The organism is Kitasatospora sp. MBT63 (genome assembly GCF_000710465.2).
In the GTDB taxonomy this organism is placed as follows: Bacteria; Actinomycetota; Actinomycetes; order Streptomycetales; family Streptomycetaceae; genus Kitasatospora.
Map to the genome: position 1 here is coordinate 3,300 of NZ_JAIZ01000092.1, position 621 is coordinate 3,920.

1 protein-coding gene is annotated in these 621 nt (G+C 72.6%); it reads right to left on the minus strand.

What is annotated here, in order from left to right; all coding sequences use genetic code 11:
- Positions 1–621 (minus strand): DsbA family oxidoreductase (locus tag AA75_RS06260; protein WP_149037973.1); only part of this gene is annotated, 621 nt, incomplete at both ends.

Here is a 621-nt window from a genome sequence, read left to right on the forward strand (position 1 = left end):
GGGTGGTCGCGGTGTCTGCGGCGATCCGGGTCATGACTTCGAGCAGCAGTTCCGGGCTCTGGGCCCCGGACACGGCCGTCTTCCCGTCGAAGACGAAGGTCGGGACCGAGGTGATGCCCAGCCGGGCGGCCTCGGCGAGCTCGGCGTGGACCTCCTCGACGCCGTCCTGCGAGGCGAGGAAGGCCGTGACCTCGGCCCGGTCCAGCCCGGCCGCGACGGCGATGTCGGTGAGGGCCGCGTGGTCGCCGAGGTGGCCGCCGTCGGTGAAGTAGTGGGCGAGCAGGCCTTCCTTCACGGCGCTCTGCTCCCGCCGGCCGTGGCGTCCGGCGAACCCGATGAGGCGGTGCGCGGTGAAGGTGTTGGTGGCCACCGCGTCGTCCATCCGGAAGGTGATGCCTTCGGCGGCGGCCGCCTCGGTCAGCGGGGCGAAGATGCTCTGCGCCGGGCGGCCGAACTTGCGCTCGTAGACCTGGGCGGACGGCTCGCCGGCCTCGGAGGCGTCGGGGTTGAGCTGGAACGGGCGGTAGACGACCTCGACGTCCGCCGCTCCGGGGAACGCCGCCAGGGCCTTCTCGAACCGGCGCTTGCCGATGTAGCACCACGGGCACACGACGTCCGAGT